Genomic DNA, 19,674 nt, shown 5'->3' with positions numbered 1-19,674 from the left:
ATTATGTGGTTAGATTTTGTTAAGAGGAAAGATGGGGAAAGTGTATGACATGGGGATTATTAGGTTGTTTCATATTATGCATTGTGATTGGTTGCTTCGTTATGATGTATAGAGAAGCGATGCGTGATACATTGTTAGAACACACCGTATCATTTGCGGAGTTTCCAATGAGTTTTGGAGAAGTACGAATCTTTTTTATTTCCGATATTCACAGAAGAACAATTTCTAAATCCTTAATACAACAAGTGAAAGGGAAGGTAGATCTCGTTATTATAGGTGGAGATTTAGCTGAACAAGGGGTACCACTAGCACGAGTAGTTGATAATATTAAAAGGTTAAATGAAATAGGACAAGTGTATTTTGTTTGGGGGAATAATGACTACGAAATTGATTTTCACGAATTAGACGCATTGCTTCTTCAAAGTGGAGTGAAAATTTTAGACAATACAGGAATTTTATTTGAATCAGAGGCTGGAGAAAAAATATGGTTATTGGGTGTTGACGATGTAGGTTTGAAACGTGATCGTTTAGATTTAGCGTTAGCCGATTGTGAAGAAGAGGGATTTCGTATTCTTGTGAGTCATAATCCTGATATCGTATATAAATTAAATGGAACAGAAAATATTTCCTGTGTATTTAGTGGTCACACACACGGTGGACAAATTCGGTTATTTCATGCTACACGTTTTTTGAAAGGTGGAATTCATGAATATCCACAGACGACTTTATTTGTAAGTAATGGTTATGGAACAACATTTGTGCCAATGCGTTTTCGTGCTCCTGCACAAACTCATTTGATTACATTACAAAGAAAAGATTGATGTTGTTTTTTAAGGTGGGAAAAGATATGCCAAGTTCAATAGGTAAATATAACATTAAATTGGTTTCAAATATGCTCGGTATACACCCGGGCACATTGCGAGCTTGGGAAAGACGGTACCAAGTTATTGCACCGAAACGTAATAATGCTGGGCATCGATTATATACAGAAGAACATGTCCAAATATTAAAATGGCTTATTAACAAAGTGAATCAAGGATTTACCATTGGACAAGCGGTTAGTTTATTAGAAAATAACCAATTACAAAATCACAATTTATCAGAAATAGAATATAATAAAGTAGAACTTTTAGTAGACGATATCCTTTATTCTTTGTTAAAATTTGATGAAATACAAGCTCTTGAGTTACTGGATGAAGCTTTTAGTATTTTTTCTATAGATAAAGTGATTACAGATGTATTAGTAAAATTGCTTGTAAGGTTAAGAGAAATGCGCTTGAATGAAAAAATAACAAGTGCAGAGGAACGGTATGCGGCTTCATTTTTACGCTCGCGTATCGGAGTGATTTATCATAGTATGCCGATTCATACAGGACTACCAAAGGTACTTTCTATATGCGCTCCCGGGGAATTATGTGAACTTGGATTATTTATTTTTACAACATATTTGCGCCGAAAAGGTTATCCAGTAACCTATATTGGGACAGGCATAGAAGAAATTGATATTGATGATGTAATCAAAAAAGTAAATCCTAAAATCTTGTTTATTTCTTGTACAATAAAAGAAAATGTAACGGCAAGTGTTCAGCTTGCAAAGAGATTACATGAACAATATGCAAACCTTTGTATTGGGCTTAGTGGTTTTGTTTTTGAATTTTCTAATGAAGAAAACAAAGAGGCTCGTAACTGGTTTGTTGGGCATACGAAAGAAGAATGGGATGAATGGTTAAAAATGTGAGAATGGTTGTTCGGAAAGAACCATCTATTTTCTGTTTCATATAATAAAAATTAAATGCAACGGTTGCGTAAGGAGGTTACGGGATGAGGTTGGAACGTTTAAATTATAATAAAATTAAAATCTTTCTGACGTTCGACGATTTGTCAGAACGTGGACTTACAAAGGAAGATTTATGGAAAAATGCACCGAAAGTACAACAACTGTTTCGAGATATGATGCAAGAAGCGAATAAAGAGCTCGGCTTTGAGGCAGATGGTCCGATTGCGGTAGAGGTGTTTTCGTTACAAGCCCAAGGTATGGTTGTTATTGTTACGAAAGAGAATCAGGAGTCAGATACGGAAGAGGAATTTCAAGATGAATTCATTGAAATGCAAGTTACTCTTGATGAGAGCGAACATATACTATACGAATTTACTTCATTGGAGGATGTAATTGCATTAGCGGGTCGTTTATATAGTCTCGGAGTAACAGGTGGAAAGCTTTATACGTGGCAAAATCGTTTTTATTTATGGTTAGAAGAAGATTCTACTACGTTATTGAAAGAAGATATGATTGCCATTTTAGCAGAGTTTGGTAGCTCCTCCACAATTACAATTTACCGAATGATGGAATATGGAAAAGAGCTTATGGCAAATGAAGCAATTGAGCAAATATACAATTATTTTATCACAAAAGAAAACCTCAGCTAGGTGATGCAGTTGAGGTTTTTCCTTATGTAAAATATTTAATTATTATATGAAAAAATAATAGTTTTTTAAGTATTTCGCCTTGCTAAAAAGAATAAAAGGACTATAATGATATTGAAAACGTTTGCAAACGATAAAAAGGTTTGTATATATTTGTTAGCGTTTTCTCTTGCATTCCTATTTTAAGAGTGTATACTAGGCAATGAAGGTTTACTAAACAAGTGAAATTACAGGGGGTTTACTTACTATGGTAGCCGAAAAGGGAGCTCAAACACAAACACAACAAAGAGAACAACATTTTGAATTATTGAATTCGACGCAAATTGTTATTAAAGAAGCCTTAGAGAAATTGGGTTATCCAAACGAGGTATATGAATTACTTAAAGAACCAGTTCGTATGATGACAGTGAAGATCCCAGTTCGTATGGATGATGGAACTGTTAAAATATTTACAGGATATCGTGCTCAGCATAATGATGCTGTTGGTCCAACAAAAGGTGGTATCCGCTTTCATCCGAATGTAACGGAAAATGAAGTAAAGGCACTTTCGATTTGGATGAGCCTAAAATGTGGTATTGTTGATCTGCCGTATGGTGGTGGTAAAGGTGGTATCATTTGTGATCCACGTGAAATGTCTTTCCGTGAGCTAGAAAGATTAAGCCGTGGCTATGTAAGAGCAATTAGCCAAATCGTAGGTCCAACGAAAGATATTCCAGCTCCAGATGTATTTACAAATTCACAAATTATGGCATGGATGATGGATGAATATAGCCGTATTGACGAATTTAACTCACCTGGATTTATTACAGGAAAGCCGCTTGTATTAGGGGGATCTCATGGCCGTGAAACAGCGACTGCAAAGGGTGTAACAATTTGTATTCGCGAAGCAGCTAAAAAACGTGGTATTGATATTAAAGGCGCGCGAGTTGTTGTACAAGGGTTCGGAAATGCAGGTAGTTTCTTAGCGAAGTTTATGCACGATGCAGGAGCGAAGGTAATTGCAATTTCCGATGCTTACGGTGCACTTCATGATCCAAACGGCTTAGATATCGATTACTTATTAGACCGTCGTGATAGCTTCGGTACGGTAACAAAATTGTTTAATAATACAATTTCAAATAAAGAATTATTAGAACTAGATTGTGATATTTTAGTACCAGCTGCAATTGAAAATCAAATTACAGAAGAAAATGCAGCGGATATTAAAGCGAAAATTGTTGTAGAAGCAGCGAATGGCCCTACAACGTTAGAAGCAACAAAAATTTTAACAGAACGTGGCATTTTACTTGTTCCAGACGTATTAGCAAGTGCTGGTGGCGTAACAGTTTCTTACTTTGAATGGGTACAAAATAATCAAGGTTACTACTGGACTGAAGAAGAAGTAGAAGCTCGTTTAGAAAAAGTAATGGTAAGCTCATTTGATTCTATTTACGAAACAGCGCAAGTTCGCAAAGTGAATATGCGTTTAGCAGCTTATATGGTTGGTGTTCGTAAAATGGCAGAAGCAAGCCGCTTCAGAGGTTGGGTATAAACCGATTATTGATAAAGCAGACCGCAATTTCCTGTAAAGGAAGTTGCGGTTTTTTGTTGTAATTATATTGTAAGATAGAATGAAATTTCCATCAGGTTTCTTTCTCTTTAGCGGAAAGCTCTTACCACTCGGGCGCAGACTAGCTCATCTCCTTTGTTTTCGCTGGATTTTGAATGGAAGGTTTAGCCTGCACATGGCTGAGTAAGGTTGAAGAAAGGGGAATGGGAATAGAAGGTGTGAATTGACCCGGGTGCAGCGGGTGGATGAATTAGAACAGTGAATTGTTGATTTAGAAGAGAGATTGGAAGAAAAACAATCGGACAAGACAAGGCTTGTTCAGATACGATGGGAAGCATCTACCTAGGGTATAACGGACAGTGTGATATCCTCACCTTAAAATATAGTGAAAGCATAGAAGTTAGGTGAGGATAAATTGCCCGTAAAAGTCCGATTGATTATTAGTTGAGGACTGGTCATCGCAGTTGTGGGGTACTAGTTGTATTGCTTATGGGTTATGTGAGTTTGTAAAAAACATCAAAAGAACACTTGTTCTAACAGAACGTTTGTGCTATACTCTCCTTAGATGGAAAAAATGGAAACGAAATAAAGTGAACTTCTCATTAGTGGAGAGTTTCTTCATCCTTTATTGATGGGAAGCTCTCACCAATCAGATAAAGGAGAGATTATAATGAAGACGACTGCAGAACAACGTTTTATGATGCCAATACATGTAATGGAGCGAGTTGAAGTTTTACGTAAGAAGCATGTGAAACGCTCTTCTTTCTTACGTAAAGTGAATCGTTTTTTTGGTTTAGAAACGAAACAAGATGAAATTTGGTTTTATGGTTTTTATACGGTGGCAATAAGTATACTGTTATTTATGATATTTGTTTCAAATATGATGGATTTTCTGTTTTGATAATAATGTTTGCGATAGGGACGCATCATCTGAATACATATAAGATTAGAAAGATAATTTTATTAGAGCGGAGATGATGTGAATGGCGAAGTTTCCTATACAGCGAAATTATATTAAACATGGAGGCTCTCGGCCCGGTATTCGACTTTCAAAAGTTCGTTTTATTGTCAGTCATGATACAGGAAATCCAGGCAGTAATGCAATTGGAAATCGAGACTACTTTAATGATGTGCAACCAAAAGCTTCAGCTCATACATTTATTGATGATAAAACTATACTAGAGATTATTCCGATTAATGAGGTAGCCTATCATGTTCGGTACAATGTTCCGACAGATAATGATATATATGGTTACAATGCTAATAGTGCAGCAATTGGTGTTGAACTTTGCTACGGTGGAAATATAAATTTTTGGGATGCATATACGCGTTTTACTTGGTATCATGCATATTTGTGCCATAATTTTGGTTTAAATCCAAAGACAGATATTGTTTCGCATAAGAAGCTTGATCCTGCTCGTAAAATTGATCCGGAACATGTATTAAGTAATCAAGGTATACCTTTTCGACAATTTTTAGCGGACGTCTATCGTATGTACGTATCGTATAGATGACAAATATATGAAAAATGAATACAATAAAGATAGGTGCCTACTGCTAAAAGTAGGTTTTTTCTTGTTTTGTAATTTTTTATTTGAATAGATAGAGCAGAAGACTAGGAGTTGAGCCTTATATGCAAAAGGAAACAGCAATTATTATCGGAGGCGGACCATGTGGATTAGCAGCAGCAATTGCCCTGCAAAATGTTGGGATTAATCCACTTGTAATTGAAAAAGGAAATATTGTTAATGCAATCTATAATTATCCAACGCACCAAACGTTTTTTTCTTCTAGTGAAAAGCTAGAAATTGGTGGAGTTGCCTTTATTACAGAAAATCGTAAGCCTGTCCGGAATCAAGCATTAGCGTATTATCGTGAAGTAGTAAAACGGAAACATGTACGTGTGAACGCGTTTGAACGGGTGGAAGAGGTAAAGAAAGAAGAGGGTTTCTTTTTTGTTCAAACAATAAAAGGGGACGGAAAGCAAGAGGCGTATAAAGCAAAATATGTTATTATCGCAACTGGATATTATGACAATCCTAATTATATGAATGTTCCGGGAGAAGAGTTAGAAAAAGTAGCGCATTATTTCAAAGAAGGACATCCTTATTTTGATCGTGATGTTGTAGTAATTGGAGGAAAGAATTCAAGTGTAGATGCGGCGTTAGAACTTGTAAAATGTGGAGCACGTGTGACTGTTTTATATCGGGGTCAAGTTTATTCTCCAAGTATTAAACCGTGGATTTTACCAGAATTTGAAGCGTTAGTTCGTCAAGGTACGATAAAAATGGAGTTTGGAGCACATGTAAAAGAAATTACGGAATCTACAGTCATATATGCAGTAGAAGATGAAGAGTACACGATTTCAAATGATTATGTGTTTGCGATGACAGGCTATCATCCAGACCATAGTTTTTTAACAAAAATGGGGGTAGAAATTGATCCTGAAACAGGAAGACCCCTATATAAAGAGGAAACGATGGAAACGAATGTGAAAGGAATTTTTATTGCTGGTGTAATTGCTGCTGGTAATAATGCGAATGAAATTTTTATAGAAAATGGAAGATTTCATGGAGACGCGATTGCGAAAATTATTGCAGAACGTGAACAGTAAAAATTTATCCCGCTACTCGCGGGCAATAAGCCCCACCTCAAGATTGAGAGAAAAGTGAAGAAGATAGGCGGGGGATGAAGAAACCCCCTCACTGATGGAAGTTTTATTTTAGTAATGAATAATGAAAAATGAAAACCACCCTCGTCTAATTCGTAGTTTTAGGAATTAGACGAAGGTGGTTTTTGTTACAATCGTATTTTAATGTCTAAACATGGCTTGAATCTTTGCTTGTTCATTTGTTACTTCTAGTCCAACGAGCAACTTAATACGTGCTTTTTGAGCATTTAAACCATATGTGAAGATGATGCCCATGTTTTTCAAATGTTTGCCGCCACCCTCATAAGAATATACATCTTGAACAATTCCGTTGAAGCAGCGAGAAACAAGAACAACTGGAATACCTTTATTTATTAAACGTTGCAGTGCAGGAAGTGTGCGTGGCGGTAAGTTTCCTTGTCCAAGTGCTTCGATGATAATTCCATCAACGGGAAGCTGCTCAATTGCAGATAATAACGTATCATCCATACCTGCATATGCCTTTAATATAACAATGTTTTTTGTAATTTGTGTAACCGCATATTTTTCGTGATGTACTAATGCTTGGTGAAAGACAACACCACGCTTCGTTACCATGCCAATTGGACCATATTGCGGACTTTGGAACGTTGCCACGTTACTTGTATGTGTTTTTGTCACATTCGTTGCACAGTGAATTTCATCATTTAATACGACAAGGACACCTTTTCCTTTTGCTTCTTCACTACTAGCAACTTTAACAGCTGACAAAAAGTTATATAAACCATCAGCACCTAATTCATTACTTGAACGCATTGCCCCTGTCACGACAATTGGTACATCAGCTTGTACAGTTAAGTCAAGGAAATAAGCTGTTTCTTCCAATGTATCCGTTCCGTGTGTGATGACAACCCCTTGCATGTTATCGTTCTTAACCTTCTCGTCAATCATGACTTGCAATTGTAGCATTTCATTTGGTGTCATGTGAGGAGATGGAAGATGAAAGACATCTTCAACAATTAAATCGATATCTTCTCCTAAATTTGGAATGAATTTTAAAAGTGGATTTTGCGCACCTGGTTGAACAACTCCAGTTTCTTTATCTTCTTCCATCGCAATTGTTCCACCTGTGTGTAAAACAAGAATTTTTTTCAATGCCTTTACCCCTCTCCAATCAATGAAAATACATTAAGAACATAACATGATTTGACGGAGTTCGACAATGGAAAAGTATAAAACTTATAAGAGATTATCAAAATGAAAATAAAGTGAAATATCTAATAGTGGAAGCTTCATCTCTGGCGCTTGGTTAGTTGAACTAGTCGAGCTCATACAAGCAGCCATCTCCCATATATCCTCTGGTTTTTCATAATCTTCGGGTGCCCTTTAGTACGGGATAAAATGAAGTTTTTGTGAGTTGGAAGCGGTCTTCTTCACTAATGGAAAACTCTCGCCATTCGAACGTATGTCAGCAGTTATTTATGACCTATCTGCTTTATTTCCTCAAAATCTTGAAGTGAGAGTTACCGACGAAAAGTAGCGAGATAATAAGTAAAAGGAGATGTGAAATTTGAAGAAAATAGAGAAGATCTTAATTCGTATCCTTATTGTACAATGTCTTTGTTTATGTATTGTCCAATTACTTTTAACCCAAGACCATATAGCGAAATATTTATCAAAAGTTGTATATTATGAAGGTGTAACAAAAGGGGTTATGACAAAAATTTTAGAGGTGAATGAATAGGTTTTTCATTTGCTTCTAAGGAGGATTATGCTACAATGGTTGAGGACTTGAAACGGAATAAATTGAAACGATTATTTGTAGGAGAATTTTTCTCCACGTCGATCGTTCATTCAACCAATCAGGCTTTTACTGCCTGTTAATGTAAAGTGAAACGATTATGAGAGAAGCAGGGGGAGACGTACCTGCTTTTCCTTCTGTTTTTATAAGTGAAAAATGGGGTGTTACAATGGACAAACGAATTTCGATTGCAATTGATGGTCCTGCAGCTGCGGGTAAAAGTACGGTTGCCAAAATTGTTGCTAAAAAACTTTCTTATGTTTATATTGATACGGGTGCAATGTATCGCACAGTAACGTATGCAGCACTGCAGCAAGGTGTTGATATCGAGAATGAAGAAAAGTTAATGGAAGTCATAAAAAATATAGATATTAAATTTCAACATGGAGAAAATGTACAACTTGTCTTTTTAAATGGGCAAGATGTGTCAGAAGTGATTCGTACACCAGACGTAACAAATCGTGTATCAATTGTGGCAAGACATCGCCTCGTTCGTGAAGAAATGGTGCGTCGTCAACAAGCGCTAGCAGAAAAAGGCGGCGTTGTTATGGATGGACGTGATATTGGCACGCATGTATTGCCGGATGCGGAAGTGAAAATTTTTATGTTAGCTTCTGTTGAGGAACGAGCAGAGAGAAGACATTTAGAAAACACACAAAAAGGATTTCCTTCTAATTTAGAACAACTAAAAGAAGAAATTGCACGCCGTGATAAATTAGATTCTGAACGTGAAGTATCTCCATTAAAGAAAGCTGAGGATGCAACGGAATTAGATACAACGTCTTTGTCTATTGAAGAAGTAGTTCAAAAGATTATGGATATTGTATCGGAAACGTTCGCAAAATAAGGGAAGAGGTTATCCTCTTTCCTTATTTTTATTTTTAAAAATGTACGATTCTTCCGATTGATTAATGAGACAATTTTCTTGACAAATTCGTCAATTTGTTAGAAGTTAGTAAAAGAGGGTATTTTCTAAATATTTTACATACATGCAAATGGAAGCTATTGTTTCCATTTCGTATATACATAAAGATGCTTTGCCATTTCAGTAGGGAGGTATTTCCATGGTAGAAAAAATGAATGAAGAAGTTGTGAACACAAAGGCGTTACAAGTAGGTGATATTGTTACAGGTACAGTAACAAAAGTCGAAGACAAGCAAGTATTTGTGAATGTCGGGTACAAAACTGATGGTGTCATTCCAATTAGTGAATTGGCGAATGTCCATATTGAAAAAGCAGGCGATGTTGTAGAAGTAGAACAAACTCTTGAGTTAAAAGTAATTAAATTAGAAGATGATGACTTAGTGTTATCTAAGCGTGCTGTAGATGCAGAAAAAGCATGGGAAGTATTACAAGGGAAATTTACATCAGGTGAAGTGTTCGATGTAACAATCAAAGATATCGTGAACGGAGGTCTAGTTGTTGACCTTGGTGTGCGTGGTTTTATTCCAGCTTCACTTGTAGAAGTGCATTACGTTGAAGATTTTACTGATTATAAAGAGAAAACATTGGCAGTAAAAATTGTAGAATTAGATCGTGAGAAAAATCGTGTTATTCTTTCTCATAAGGCAGTGGTGGAACAAGAGTTAGAAATGAAGAAAAAAGCAGCGGTTTCTTCTTTAAAAGAAGGAGATATTGTAGAAGGAACGGTACAACGTTTAACTGATTTTGGAGCGTTTGTAAATGTTGGTGGTGTGGATGGTTTAGTTCATATTTCACAAATCTCTCATGATCGTGTAGAACAACCATCTGATGTATTAGCAGAGGGACAAACTGTAAAAGTAAAAGTTTTATCTGTTGATGCTGATACACAGCGTATTTCTCTATCTATTAAAGCAGCACAGCCAGGACCTTGGGGGAATGTTGCAAATCAAGTAAAAGCAGGCGATATATTAGATGGGAAAGTAAAACGTCTTGTTACTTTCGGGGCATTCGTTGAGATTCTTCCTGGTGTAGAAGGACTTGTACATGTCTCGCAAATTGCAAATCGTCATGTGAAAAATCCGAATGAAGTATTAGAAATCGGACAAGGCGTAAAAGTAAAGGTGTTAGAAGTTCATTCAGAAGAAAAACGTATTTCCTTAAGTATAAAAGAAGCACTTGAAGAAAATAATGTAACAGAAGATTACAGTAAATATGAACCATCTTCTGATTCTGCAACATTCCAATTAGGTGATATTATTGGAGAACAGCTAAAAAAATTAAAGAAATAATGAGGGATACGTGTGGTAAGAGCAAAGCGTAAATTAGAACATATTGAGTATGCTCTTTCTACCGGACAGTCTCGTACACATGGCTTTCATGACATTGCTTTTGTTCATCAAAGTTTACCAAATATAAGTTATGAAAGTATATCATTTCAAACAGGAATCGGCGAACTTTCTTTAAGTTCGCCGATTTTTATCAATGCGATGACTGGTGGTGGTGGAGAGCACACACTACATATTAACGAACAACTAGCCTGGGTAGCGCATCAGCATCAGCTTGCGATGGCTGTTGGTTCGCAAATGGCAGCTTTAAAAGATCCGAATGAAGCTGCATCTTATAAAATTGTGAGAAAAGTGAATCCGAATGGAATTGTTATCGCAAACTTAGGAAGCGAAGCAACAGTAGAACAAGCGCAGCGAGCTGTTGATATGCTTGAAGCAAATGCGTTGCAAATTCATTTGAACGTCATTCAAGAATTGACAATGCCAGAAGGCGATAGAGACTTTACAGGTGCATTAGAGAGAATCGAACAAATTGTAAAGTACTCTTCTGTTCCTGTTATAGTAAAAGAAGTTGGTTTTGGCATGAGTAAAGAAACAGTAGAGAATTTAGCTGGTGTTGGTGTTTCTACTATAGATATTGGTGGTTATGGCGGCACAAACTTTGCTGCGGTTGAAAATGAAAGAAGGCAGAGAGTGCTTTCTTATTTCAATGAGTGGGGCATTCCGACTGTTTCATCTTTAATTGAAGCATCCTCTACACAAAAAAACCTCTCTATTATTGCATCAGGTGGTATTCAAACAGCACTTGATGTAGCGAAATCTTTAGCATTAGGAGCATCGGCTGTGGCGTTTGCCGGCCATTTTTTACGAATACTGATGAATGAAGGTATTGAGAAATTAATAGAAGAAATAGAAGTATTACATACAGATTTAAAGTTTATCATGACAGCGCTGGGGGTGCGAACAATCGCTGAGCTTCAACGAGTGCCAATTGTTATTAATGGTGATACATACCATTGGCTTACCCAGCGTGGGATTGATACAACAATATATAGTAGGCGCTAATTGAAATACATCTTAGTTAAGATGAAGTGAATCCTAAACGCTGCATTTTATTTATTCGACATTGGTCACAATGTATTATTGCTTGTTAGGACAGGATAAAGTGAAATTTCCATCAGTGGGGGGCTTACTGTCTACGAATAGCGAGATAAAAATCAACCGAATGAATCAACCATTCGGTTGATTTTTTTTGTTTATAAAATCCATACAATGAGGAAGAAAATTTACAATTGGATGTTTTGTTTATAAATGAAATTGAAGACATGGATATAAGTGATGTAACCAAGGCGATTATTTATGTAGAATTATCATTTTTTCTGTGGTTTCAGGAGCGAATCAAGGATGCACTATATATGCTTGATAAAGCGTCTATGCTTGAGAAGAGAATGAAAAATCCATATGTCAAAATGGGCATTTTAAGTTCTTTATGTCAGATTAAAGAGGAATTAGGAGATTTAAAAGAGTGTGAGAGGTTATATAATCAGCTTTTTGAGGTGATTGAGCAACATTCATTTTTATCAGCTCTCACAGTAACTTGTCATATTGGAATTACGGGTATTTATTTAAAGCGTTTATAATTGGATAAGGCTGAAAAATCACTACAACATGTACAAGGTGACGAAGCTGCTTTAGGAAAAGCTTATTTATATAATGTAATGGAACTTCAATTTCTAAAAGGTGATAAGCGGCAAGCGAAAGAAACGATTCAAAAGTTACAAACATTTGATGCATATCAAAATGAGTTGTTTATATCCTCCTTACTAAAATATGCAATCCATGTTGATGAAGAATATGTGCAGCAACTAGATCAATTTGCTGTCATGTATCAACAAAAAAAGAAAAAAAGAAAAAAAGAAACTACGAAATGAAGATAAAATGTTATATGCTCAGATTTTATTGCAGAAAGGAAACATACAGGAATCGTTACAGTTACTTGATGAAATTGCAGAATTTACAAGGAAACATAAAATGAAAGTACTATTAATAGAAGCGTTATTATTAAAAGTTCTTATCCTAGGAAATGACATGCAAAAGCATAAGCGAGAGCTTTTAAATTTATTACGAGAAGCGGTTCATTATAGTTATGAAAATCACATTTTATTACCTTATACAAGGATGAATACTCCCCCACTTAGCAAAGCTTGAAGTGGGGGTTTCTAACGTTTCGACCTAACGGACGATTAACGTCAGTGGAGTTAACACACTAGCGAGCTGTTTCACGCCTAACCCCTCTATCCCGTTTGCCCATGCATTCGGGACTACTTTTCGTAAAATATTAGCCGCAGCATTTACGTCTGCGTTGATTTCGATTCCTTTTGCAGAACGATACATACCACGCTTCATTCGTTTTCCTGAAAACGTTGCACTTTGGTCATTTGTTCCATACGTTGGAATAAAGTCATGATCTAGAAAACTTGCTTTTGATGTGTAAGATTCCTCGGTCACAATAACTTGAATGCCTACTGCATTTGCTTTGTATGTAATCATTTGAATCAATACACTGTGCGAGATATGGCAAAACGTTTGGTTATTTTTCTTTCCCATATTCGTTTCTTGCTTCCAACTTTTGTTTTGACCAATAACGATTTTGCAAATTTCCTCTTCTTGAGCTAGTTTTACAATATGATGACTGGCTTTATGGAAGATGTCCTTTATTTTCAGGTAACGTTTTTGGTGAAGTTTTTCTATTCTTTTAGAAGTAAAAGGTCCTTCCTTTGTTTGTTTACCTTTCCTGAGAACACTTGTAAAATGGCGCTTCATTTTATTGTAATATTGATTTATGCTTTTGACATGTTTGCCCTTAACAAGTACAGGTTTCATACCTGTGTTTGTTACAATGGTTGCAAGATTATCAATACCTAAATCAATACTCATATAACGCCCATTCTCTTCAACGGATTGTTGTTCTGAAGGAATATCTACCACCAATTCCACTACATACTCATTGCATTTTGGAATGACACGAACTTGCTTCAATTTACCTTCAGTAAACCCTAATTTCCCAATGTTTAATTGCAATTTTGTCTTTGGAAACTTTAAAAACTTATCATTTTTAATGACACAATCTTGATTTGTATACAGAATCTCTTTTTCAGAAGAACGAATATATTTTGGAATTCTAGGTCTTCCAGTATATTTATTTGGATTCTTTTTATAATCTTTTAAACTAGCAAAAAAAGACTTCCAATTTTGGAATACATTTTTCATGATGGATTGACTAGATTGCGTAGGCAAAGCACGATAATCATTCTGAATCATCACTTTAAATAATGCATCCAGAAAATGATAATCTACATAAGTTTTTTCTGTAGTTGGTTCTGAAAACAAATTACATTTCACTTCTTTTTGTTTTTCTTTTGGTTTTGTTTTCTCTTTTTCCAATTTCTTTTGATAGGCAAGAAGTTGTGTATCATTCATCTTCTTAATATTTTTGAAAATTATATCCAAAACTTCTTTTTGTAAAGGTTGCAACTCCTTATCTTGTGTCAAATCTGTATATACTTGTCGTATATAAAAGTTTGTCGTGTTGTACATATTCTTAGCATTTTGGCAAGATTCTTGAAAATAAGAATACATACGATGCCCTTTTTTAATCCAAATCTGAAGAGTTTTATAATTTGTTTGATTTTCCATTGTCATTTTTCACCTCCTTGTTAAGGATATTATACCAAGACAAGAACATATGTTTCTATTGTTTTTTGAACATAAAATATTTTTTTCGATTCACCTCACCACCTTCACATATGTTTAGAGGTGGGAGTTCTCTCGAAAGGTATGATAGATAAACAAATTCAAACATTGTTGTTGTTATTAAAAGAAGAACGATTGCAAGATTTAAATGAGAGAGAGAGGGAGTTTTTAAACACGTTATTACAGTTAGGAAATCATGATAAGGAGAATTTTATTTTAAGTAATAGAGAATTAGAAGTACTGAAGGTTCTTGCAACTGGGGCGTCAAATAAGAAAATTGGTGAACGGTTGTGCATATCTATTTCGACAGTTAAGACGCACATTATTAATATTTATTCAAAGCTTCATGTATCAAATCGCGTTGAAGCAATAAAGAAAGCGACAGAAGAAGGAATTATAAAGTAAATGTAAATATACGGAAAAAGGTAACAGCCAACATCGCGTTGGCTGTTTTTGTTTTAATGTTGATTTTGTTTTCGCGCTTGCTCTGGTGTATCGAATCCTGTTGCGCCCGGATATTGTAGTGACTGACTGCGGTCAGATTCCACACGTCGCGATTGTTTTAATTTTTTTTCTTGACGATCTTTACCCATGGTGTCCCCACCTCCTTAGTACAAAGTGTTGCTGTTATTTTTAAAAATATGCAGCTGTAAAACAGGATTATTTTTCATGAAAAATTCCCATAATGGAAATAATAGGAGGTGATAACTTGGCAGGAAGTTATTTTTATTTTTTAGCGTGGATGGGATGGATTGTTGCAACATTTTTTTTGAAAAAAGATACGTTTAGACTTTATGTTAGTGCTGCCATTTTATTATTTATTAGTTGTTCGCAAACAATGATTTCAATTTCTTCTTTCACAATCTCAGCAAATGCTCTTTTGCTGGGCGGAATTTCATTTACTGGAATTGCAGTATATTCAGTATGGAAAAAAATCTATACTTTACTTTGTGCGCTTATAATCGCAATGCTATATACAAGTTTTTCCTTAATAGAATTATACGATCCGATTTGGATTGTTATAAATCGTACATGGATGTTAAGTGGTATTCTCGTTTATACATCTATTTTATTGCATCGAGACCGTCTGTTACGTATATGGGGATTATATGTAGGGGCTTTGCAAGGTGAAGTGTTTGTAGCTTTTGTTTTAAAGAACCTTAATTTTCCGTATCAGCTGGGGAGCTTGCAGTTTTTTAATATGATTGCTGTGTCCACAATGTTCTTTAGTCTTCTATATAGCGTTGGAAAAATAATGACATACACAGGGCAATTTAAGCAAAAACAAGTGAAGGAGGGGCAAGGGTAGTTTATGAACTCATATACATCGGCTATTTTACTTGGAGTAATTGTTGGAACAGTTACACGAATTTTAATGCTTCAAACTGATACAAGGCAGTATCCAACTCGCTTGCATGGCAAGATTATTCATATCGCTATGGGAATTACTGCATCTGCCCTTGGGGCAGTTGCAATCCCATCTATTTTGAAGAAAGATTTTTCCGCTATTACATTTCTGACATTAGCGGCATCGCAGTTTCGTGATGTGCGTAATATGGAGCGTAATACATTGCAGCAGCTAGACGGATATGAGCTTGTCCCGCGGGGTAATACATATATTGAAGGAATTGCACTTGTGTTTGAGAGCCGTAACTATTTAGCGATGTTAACGTCTTTTGTAAGCACCTTTGCTTATTTAGGTTTTAAATCGTGGTACGCTGGTATTTTAGCTGGAATAATAAGTTTCTTTGTTGTGAAAAAGTTAATGTCTGGTAAACGGCTGCGAGATCTCGTTGAAATTGAACATGTGCCACCGCATTTTGAAGGAGCTGGTCTTTATGTAGATAATATTTATATTATGAATATTGGTTTACCAGCGAGACAAAAAGAAATTATGAAGTATGGTATGGGATTTATTTTGAAACCAAAGTCTATTGATGCAAAAATAACATTAGCGAATTTAGGGCAAAGACAAGCGATTTTGCATGATATGTCTGTTGCGCTTGGTATTTATCGAGATTCTGGAACACCAGCACTTGTACCGCTTGCAAAACGGGATTTAAATGATGGGAGAATAGGTGTGTTTGTTTTGCCGCAAGATCAAGATGTGAATAAAGCTATCCAAATTATCGGAAATGTTCCGACGTTAGAGAGTGCCGTTCATATGCCTTCTGAGGCTCCTACAGGAAGGGGAGATAAAGGATGATATTAGAAAAATGTATTCTTGCTGTCATTACAACAATTCCAGAAAAATTCGGTGGCGGCGCTCCATTATTTGTATGTGAGACAGTAGAAGAAATGGAGTTTGTTGCTAATAATTTAGAGGCGATTATAGATGGAATTGCACACCGCTTACAAGAGAACCTATATATTATTGTGAAACATTCTTGAAATGTGCTATAATATGAGATGTTTTGATATGAAGAGAAATATTCTGGAATGCAAATCCCTTCTTGCACAAAGAAGGGTTTTTTACATAATAACAGAAGCAAATAGAAAGGATGAAAGTATATGCCAAAACCGGTAGTGGCAATAGTAGGACGCCCAAACGTTGGAAAATCAACTATTTTTAATAGAATTGTTGGAGAAAGAGTATCAATTGTAGAAGATATTCCTGGTGTAACACGAGATCGTATTTATAGTGCAGGAGAATGGTTAAATCATGAGTTTAACATTATTGATACAGGTGGAATTGATATTGGGGACGAGCCGTTTTTGACACAAATTCGTCAACAAGCAGAAGTTGCGATTGATGAAGCAGATGTTATCATTTTTATGACGAATGGTCGCGACGGTGTAACAGCAGCGGATGAAGAGGTTGCAAAGATTTTATATCGTTCTAAAAAGCCGGTTGTATTAGCTGTCAACAAAATAGATAATCCAGAGATGCGCAGCGATATTTATGATTTTTATGCGTTAGGATTTGGAGAGCCATTTCCAATATCTGGTACACACGGTTTAGGATTAGGTGATTTATTAGATGAAGCAGCAAAACATTTCCCGCAAATTGAAGAAGACGCATACGATGATGAAACAATTAAATTCTGTTTAATTGGTCGTCCGAATGTTGGAAAATCGTCAATGGTTAATGCATTGCTTGGTCAAGAGCGTGTAATCGTTAGTAATGTAGCGGGCACAACACGTGATGCAGTTGATACTCCGTACAGTAAAGATGGACAAGATTACGTTATCATTGATACTGCTGGAATGCGTAAAAAAGGAAAAGTATATGAAAGTACTGAAAAATATAGTGTACTTCGCGCGCTTCGAGCAATTGAACGCTCTGACGTTGTTTTAGTTGTTTTAGATGGTGAAGAAGGAATTATTGAACAAGATAAAAAAATCGCTGGATATGCGCATGATTCAGGTCGTGCTGTAATTATCGTTGTAAATAAATGGGATGCGGTTGAAAAAGATGAGAAAACGATGAAGGAATTCGAAGAGAATATTCGTGCTCACTTCCAATTTTTAGATTATGCACCAATTGTATTTTTATCTGCAAAAACGAGAAAACGTACACATACATTGCTTCCGGTTATTAATGAGGTAAATGCAAGTCATAGTATTCGTGTACAAACAAACGTATTAAACGACGTGATTATGGATGCTGTTGCAATGAATCCAACACCAACACATAATGGACAACGTTTGAAAATTTTCTATGCAACACAAGTCGCGGTGAAACCACCGACATTTGTTGTATTCGTAAATGATCCAGAGTTACTGCACTTCTCATATGAGCGCTTCTTGAAAAATCGTCTGCGTGATGCATTTGGCTTCGTAGGAACACCGATTAAAATTATTGCAAGAGCACGAGATTAATGGAGAGGATGTGATTTTATGAAAAAAATCACAGTAGTAGGAGCAGGTAGCTGGGGAACGGCGTTAGCAATGGTATTAGCTGACAACGGCCATGATGTACGTCTTTGGGGAAACCGAGTAGAACTCATGAATGAAATTAATGAAAAACATGAAAATAGTCGTTATCTTCCGGGGATTACACTGCCAGCCAGTATTGTTGCTTACTCTTCTTTAGAAGAAGCATTAGCAGGGGTGGATACAGTACTTCTCGTTGTACCTACAAAAGCATATAGAGAAGTATTGAAAGATATGAAAGAAATTGTTTCGCAGCCAATTACATGGATTCATGCGAGTAAAGGAATTGAACCAGGAACTTCAAAACGTATTTCGGAAGTGATTGAAGAAGAAATTCCGGCACATCTTATTCGAGATGTTGTTGTCTTATCGGGACCAAGTCATGCAGAAGAAGTTGGATTACGCCAAGCCACAACAGTTACATCAGCTGCAAAGCGTATGGAAGCAGCAGAAGAAGTTCAGGACTTATTTATGAATAGTTATTTCCGTGTATATACAAACCCAGATATTGTTGGGGTTGAGCTTGGCGGAGCGTTAAAAAATATTATTGCCCTTGCTGCTGGTATCACTGATGGACTTGGTTTAGGTGATAATGCAAAGGCGGCACTTATGACGCGTGGTTTAACGGAAATTGCTCGTTTAGGTCATAAAATGGGTGGGAATCCTTTAACGTTTGCTGGCTTGACAGGTATGGGAGATTTAATTGTAACGTGTACGAGTGTCCATAGCCGAAATTGGCGTGCTGGTAACCTGCTTGGTAAAGGTTGCTCGTTAGACGAAGTGTTAGATAATATGGGAATGGTTGTTGAAGGTGTGCGGACAACGAAAGCAGCACATGAGATGGCAAAGAAAATGAATGTAGACATGCCGATTACAGCTACCTTATATGATGTATTATTTAATGGAAAAAATGTAAAAGATGCTGTTGGAACGCTGATGGGGCGTGTGCGCAAACACGAAGTAGAAGAAATTCCAGATTTGTTGTAAGAAAAGCTGCACAAGTGTAAAAATACACTTGTGCAGCTTTTTCTTATTTTGGGTCTTTTCACCATTCTTTGTTTTCTGCATACCATGAAGTGTAGATTACAAGAGAGGGTGAACAAAGTGGATAATAATTTATTCAACAATATTGAAAAGGAATCGAAAGTAAAAAAAGATGATATTTTTAAATTAGCTTCTTCTGTCCAAAATGCAAATTTACGAGATGAGCAAGTATTACGTCAGTTAATTCATCAAGTTGCCGCAATGGCAGGAAGAGATGTATCAAAAGAGAAAGAAGATCAAATTGTAAATGCGATTATTAATAATAACATGCCAACCGATTTTAGCTCATTAAGTAAAATGTTTAAAAAATAAAGTACGAGAAACCATTGTTATATATATTGCATACGATATGATGAAGGAATGAATATGAGCTGTTTGTGGGAATATT

At 36.0% G+C, this 19,674-nt stretch carries 24 protein-coding genes; 21 read left to right on the top strand and 3 right to left on the bottom strand.

All coding sequences use genetic code 11. The features are described 5' to 3' along the window. Positions 1-44 precede the first annotated feature (44 nt). The 7 genes from AB1279_RS16830 (at position 45) to AB1279_RS16800 (ending at position 6,587) form a co-directional block, all read left to right on the top strand. Positions 45-821 carry a metallophosphoesterase gene (locus tag AB1279_RS16830; RefSeq protein WP_429759982.1) on the top strand — a complete coding sequence of 259 codons (777 nt, stop codon included), beginning with the start codon at positions 45-47 and terminating at the stop codon, positions 819-821. 26 nt (positions 822-847) lie between these two features. After that, entirely contained in the window at positions 848-1,738 is an 891-nt protein-coding gene (locus AB1279_RS16825; RefSeq protein ID WP_429750980.1) for a MerR family transcriptional regulator, read from the top strand. 83 nt (positions 1,739-1,821) lie between these two features. Next, on the top strand, positions 1,822-2,427 hold the full coding sequence (locus AB1279_RS16820; RefSeq protein ID WP_429750978.1) for a genetic competence negative regulator: 606 nt from the start codon (positions 1,822-1,824) through the stop codon (positions 2,425-2,427). Positions 2,428-2,671: 244 nt separating this feature from the next. Next, complete coding sequence (gene gudB / locus AB1279_RS16815) at positions 2,672-3,955, top strand: NAD-specific glutamate dehydrogenase (protein WP_429750976.1); 1,284 nt, start codon at positions 2,672-2,674, stop codon at positions 3,953-3,955. A 685-nt stretch (positions 3,956-4,640) separates the two neighbouring features. Beyond that, entirely contained in the window at positions 4,641-4,874 is a 234-nt protein-coding gene (locus tag AB1279_RS16810; RefSeq protein WP_429761455.1) for a DUF3961 domain-containing protein, read from the top strand. An 82-nt stretch (positions 4,875-4,956) separates the two neighbouring features. After that, positions 4,957-5,487, top strand: coding sequence for a peptidoglycan recognition protein family protein (locus AB1279_RS16805; protein ID WP_429759981.1), 531 nt, complete (start codon positions 4,957-4,959; stop codon positions 5,485-5,487). A gap of 119 nt (positions 5,488-5,606) precedes the next feature. Then, complete coding sequence (locus tag AB1279_RS16800) at positions 5,607-6,587, top strand: YpdA family putative bacillithiol disulfide reductase (protein WP_429759980.1); 981 nt, start codon at positions 5,607-5,609, stop codon at positions 6,585-6,587. Between the two features lie 198 nt (positions 6,588-6,785). Here the strand turns inward: AB1279_RS16800 and AB1279_RS16795 are convergent, their stop codons facing one another. Then, on the bottom strand, positions 6,786-7,757 hold the full coding sequence (locus AB1279_RS16795) for an asparaginase (protein WP_429759979.1): 972 nt from the start codon (positions 7,755-7,757) through the stop codon (positions 6,786-6,788). Positions 7,758-8,172: 415 nt separating this feature from the next. Here AB1279_RS16795 and AB1279_RS16790 point away from each other — a divergent pair, with 415 nt between their 5' ends. The 7 genes from AB1279_RS16790 to AB1279_RS16760 all read left to right on the top strand — a co-directional run bounded on the left by AB1279_RS16790 (position 8,173) and on the right by AB1279_RS16760 (position 12,821). Then, on the top strand, positions 8,173-8,346 hold the full coding sequence (locus AB1279_RS16790; protein WP_429759978.1) for a YpfB family protein: 174 nt from the start codon (positions 8,173-8,175) through the stop codon (positions 8,344-8,346). Positions 8,347-8,572: 226 nt separating this feature from the next. Then, positions 8,573-9,250, top strand: coding sequence for a (d)CMP kinase (gene cmk, locus AB1279_RS16785; RefSeq protein ID WP_429761453.1), 678 nt, complete (start codon positions 8,573-8,575; stop codon positions 9,248-9,250). Positions 9,251-9,467: 217 nt separating this feature from the next. Then, positions 9,468-10,616, top strand: coding sequence for a 30S ribosomal protein S1 (gene rpsA / locus AB1279_RS16780; RefSeq protein ID WP_429750969.1), 1,149 nt, complete (start codon positions 9,468-9,470; stop codon positions 10,614-10,616). A gap of 12 nt (positions 10,617-10,628) precedes the next feature. After that, positions 10,629-11,678 carry a type 2 isopentenyl-diphosphate Delta-isomerase gene (gene fni / locus AB1279_RS16775; RefSeq protein ID WP_429759976.1) on the top strand — a complete coding sequence of 350 codons (1,050 nt, stop codon included), beginning with the start codon at positions 10,629-10,631 and terminating at the stop codon, positions 11,676-11,678. A gap of 227 nt (positions 11,679-11,905) precedes the next feature. Further along, positions 11,906-12,253 carry a hypothetical protein gene (locus AB1279_RS16770; RefSeq protein ID WP_429759975.1) on the top strand — a complete coding sequence of 116 codons (348 nt, stop codon included), beginning with the start codon at positions 11,906-11,908 and terminating at the stop codon, positions 12,251-12,253. Further along, the gene (locus tag AB1279_RS16765; RefSeq protein ID WP_429759974.1) at positions 12,254-12,544 is read left to right on the top strand and encodes a hypothetical protein; all 291 of its coding nucleotides are present in this window, start codon (positions 12,254-12,256) and stop codon (positions 12,542-12,544) included. A gap of 7 nt (positions 12,545-12,551) precedes the next feature. Further along, complete coding sequence (locus tag AB1279_RS16760; RefSeq protein WP_429759973.1) at positions 12,552-12,821, top strand: hypothetical protein; 270 nt, start codon at positions 12,552-12,554, stop codon at positions 12,819-12,821. Between the two features lie 24 nt (positions 12,822-12,845). On the opposite strand, the gene AB1279_RS16755 is transcribed toward AB1279_RS16760, so the two are convergent. Further along, positions 12,846-14,315 carry an RNA-guided endonuclease InsQ/TnpB family protein gene (locus AB1279_RS16755; RefSeq protein ID WP_429759972.1) on the bottom strand — a complete coding sequence of 490 codons (1,470 nt, stop codon included), beginning with the start codon at positions 14,313-14,315 and terminating at the stop codon, positions 12,846-12,848. A 135-nt stretch (positions 14,316-14,450) separates the two neighbouring features. Here AB1279_RS16755 and AB1279_RS16750 point away from each other — a divergent pair, with 135 nt between their 5' ends. Then, positions 14,451-14,771, top strand: coding sequence for a response regulator transcription factor (locus tag AB1279_RS16750; RefSeq protein ID WP_429759971.1), 321 nt, complete (start codon positions 14,451-14,453; stop codon positions 14,769-14,771). A 53-nt stretch (positions 14,772-14,824) separates the two neighbouring features. Here AB1279_RS16750 and AB1279_RS16745 read toward each other — a convergent pair whose 3' ends face one another. Continuing rightward, positions 14,825-14,959, bottom strand: a complete 135-nt coding sequence (locus AB1279_RS16745) for a YpzI family protein (RefSeq protein WP_098309423.1) — start codon at positions 14,957-14,959, stop codon at positions 14,825-14,827. Between the two features lie 116 nt (positions 14,960-15,075). On the opposite strand from AB1279_RS16745, the gene AB1279_RS16740 reads away from it, so the two are divergent. The 6 genes from AB1279_RS16740 to AB1279_RS16715 all read left to right on the top strand — a co-directional run bounded on the left by AB1279_RS16740 (position 15,076) and on the right by AB1279_RS16715 (position 19,598). Next, on the top strand, positions 15,076-15,675 hold the full coding sequence (locus AB1279_RS16740; RefSeq protein ID WP_429750959.1) for a YphA family membrane protein: 600 nt from the start codon (positions 15,076-15,078) through the stop codon (positions 15,673-15,675). 3 nt (positions 15,676-15,678) lie between these two features. After that, positions 15,679-16,572 (top strand): YIEGIA family protein, encoded by an 894-nt coding sequence (locus AB1279_RS16735; protein ID WP_429750957.1) that lies wholly within the window; start codon positions 15,679-15,681, stop codon positions 16,570-16,572. Next, positions 16,569-16,757 carry a capping complex subunit for YIEGIA gene (locus AB1279_RS16730; RefSeq protein WP_429750955.1) on the top strand — a complete coding sequence of 63 codons (189 nt, stop codon included), beginning with the start codon at positions 16,569-16,571 and terminating at the stop codon, positions 16,755-16,757. Before AB1279_RS16735 ends, AB1279_RS16730 begins: the two co-directional genes overlap by 4 nt. A gap of 120 nt (positions 16,758-16,877) precedes the next feature. Continuing rightward, positions 16,878-18,188: a ribosome biogenesis GTPase Der gene (gene der, locus AB1279_RS16725; protein ID WP_429750953.1), complete on the top strand. Its 1,311-nt coding sequence runs from the start codon at positions 16,878-16,880 to the stop codon at positions 18,186-18,188. Between the two features lie 18 nt (positions 18,189-18,206). Continuing rightward, on the top strand, positions 18,207-19,229 hold the full coding sequence (locus tag AB1279_RS16720; protein WP_429759970.1) for an NAD(P)H-dependent glycerol-3-phosphate dehydrogenase: 1,023 nt from the start codon (positions 18,207-18,209) through the stop codon (positions 19,227-19,229). Positions 19,230-19,346: 117 nt separating this feature from the next. Next, the gene (locus AB1279_RS16715; protein WP_336483023.1) at positions 19,347-19,598 is read left to right on the top strand and encodes a stage VI sporulation protein F; all 252 of its coding nucleotides are present in this window, start codon (positions 19,347-19,349) and stop codon (positions 19,596-19,598) included. The last annotated feature ends 76 nt before the right edge of the window (positions 19,599-19,674 follow it).

It is taken from the genome of Bacillus sp. S14(2024) (genome assembly GCF_050473785.1).
In the GTDB taxonomy this organism is placed as follows: Bacteria; Bacillota; Bacilli; order Bacillales; family Bacillaceae_G; genus Bacillus_A; species Bacillus_A yunxiaonensis.
Note: the sequence above shows the minus strand (reverse complement) of the source record. Positions and strands in the feature narration are given on the sequence as shown.

Excerpts from the sequence above, each read along its gene's own strand:
- AB1279_RS16825 (WP_429750980.1), top strand. The coding sequence starts at position 848 with ATGCCAAGTTCAATAGGTAAATATAACATTAAATTGGTTTCAAATATG.
- AB1279_RS16745 (WP_098309423.1), bottom strand. The coding sequence starts at position 14,959 with ATGGGTAAAGATCGTCAAGAAAAAAAATTAAAACAATCGCGACGTGTG.
- AB1279_RS16830 (WP_429759982.1), top strand. The coding sequence starts at position 45 with ATGACATGGGGATTATTAGGTTGTTTCATATTATGCATTGTGATTGGT.
- AB1279_RS16760 (WP_429759973.1), top strand. The coding sequence starts at position 12,552 with ATGTTATATGCTCAGATTTTATTGCAGAAAGGAAACATACAGGAATCG.
- AB1279_RS16735 (WP_429750957.1), top strand. The coding sequence starts at position 15,679 with ATGAACTCATATACATCGGCTATTTTACTTGGAGTAATTGTTGGAACA.
- AB1279_RS16755 (WP_429759972.1), bottom strand. The coding sequence starts at position 14,315 with ATGACAATGGAAAATCAAACAAATTATAAAACTCTTCAGATTTGGATT.
- AB1279_RS16800 (WP_429759980.1), top strand. The coding sequence starts at position 5,607 with ATGCAAAAGGAAACAGCAATTATTATCGGAGGCGGACCATGTGGATTA.
- der (WP_429750953.1), top strand. The coding sequence starts at position 16,878 with ATGCCAAAACCGGTAGTGGCAATAGTAGGACGCCCAAACGTTGGAAAA.
- gudB (WP_429750976.1), top strand. The coding sequence starts at position 2,672 with ATGGTAGCCGAAAAGGGAGCTCAAACACAAACACAACAAAGAGAACAA.
- AB1279_RS16750 (WP_429759971.1), top strand. The coding sequence starts at position 14,451 with ATGATAGATAAACAAATTCAAACATTGTTGTTGTTATTAAAAGAAGAA.
- AB1279_RS16805 (WP_429759981.1), top strand. The coding sequence starts at position 4,957 with ATGGCGAAGTTTCCTATACAGCGAAATTATATTAAACATGGAGGCTCT.
- AB1279_RS16730 (WP_429750955.1), top strand. The coding sequence starts at position 16,569 with ATGATATTAGAAAAATGTATTCTTGCTGTCATTACAACAATTCCAGAA.
- AB1279_RS16720 (WP_429759970.1), top strand. The coding sequence starts at position 18,207 with ATGAAAAAAATCACAGTAGTAGGAGCAGGTAGCTGGGGAACGGCGTTA.
- AB1279_RS16820 (WP_429750978.1), top strand. The coding sequence starts at position 1,822 with ATGAGGTTGGAACGTTTAAATTATAATAAAATTAAAATCTTTCTGACG.
- cmk (WP_429761453.1), top strand. The coding sequence starts at position 8,573 with ATGGACAAACGAATTTCGATTGCAATTGATGGTCCTGCAGCTGCGGGT.
- rpsA (WP_429750969.1), top strand. The coding sequence starts at position 9,468 with ATGGTAGAAAAAATGAATGAAGAAGTTGTGAACACAAAGGCGTTACAA.